Annotated in this window: 1 protein-coding gene; it reads right to left on the bottom strand. The window is 74.7% G+C overall.

Features of this window, described 5'->3' with window-relative positions; genetic code table 11:
• Window positions 1–756: ABC transporter transmembrane domain-containing protein (locus ACFQ36_RS23105; protein ID WP_377017948.1), on the bottom strand; the 756-nt coding region annotated here is incomplete at both ends.

Raw genomic sequence — 756 nt, 5'->3', positions numbered from 1 at the left:
GGGGGCCCGGCCGCGGCACCGGCGGCCGGCACCAGGGCGTGGCCGGCGGAGGTGCGCAGTACCTCGCCGGTGCGGCCCAGCGCCTCGATTCCGTCCTCGCTGGCGTGGTGGGCGGTGCCGAGGTCCCGCAGCGGCTGGAAGCATTCCGGGGCCAGAATCAGTGCCAGCAGGCCCGCCTCCAGCGCCATGTCCCCGTGCACCAGGCGCACGCCGATGAACACGGCCACGATGGCCACGGAGAGGGTGGAGATCAGTTCCAGTGCCAGCGAGGACATAAAGGCCACCCGCAGGGTGGCCAGGGTCCGTGTCCGGTAGGCACCGGCGACGTCGGCCAGGGCGCGGGTCTGCGCCGCGGCGCGGCCCAGCCCCACCAGCACCGGCAGGCCGCGGGCCAGTTCCAGCAGGTGGTCCGAGAGCCGGTGCAGGGCCGCGGCGGCCTCGCGCGCCCTGTCCTCGGTGTGCAGCCCGATCAGGATCATGAAGACCGGCACCAGCGGGATGGTCAGCACCACGATCAGCGCGCTGAGCCAGTCCGCGGCCAGGATCCGCAGCCCCACCAGGGCCGGCACCACGGCGCAGGTGACCAGGGCCGGCAGGTACCTGGTGTAGTAGTCGTCCAGCGCGTCCAGGCCGCGGGTGGCCAGCACGCTCAGCGCACCCGGCCCGGCACCGGGAATGGTGCCGCCGCCGTCGAGCACCTTGTCCGCCAGCGCGGCGCGCAGCTCGTTCTTGACCCCGGCCGCCGCGCGCTGGGCC

This window comes from Arthrobacter sp. GCM10027362 (assembly GCF_042679445.1).
In the GTDB taxonomy this organism is placed as follows: Bacteria; Actinomycetota; Actinomycetes; order Actinomycetales; family Micrococcaceae; genus Crystallibacter.
The sequence above is the reverse complement of the archived record's forward strand: the minus strand, read 5'-3'. Positions and strand labels throughout refer to the sequence as shown.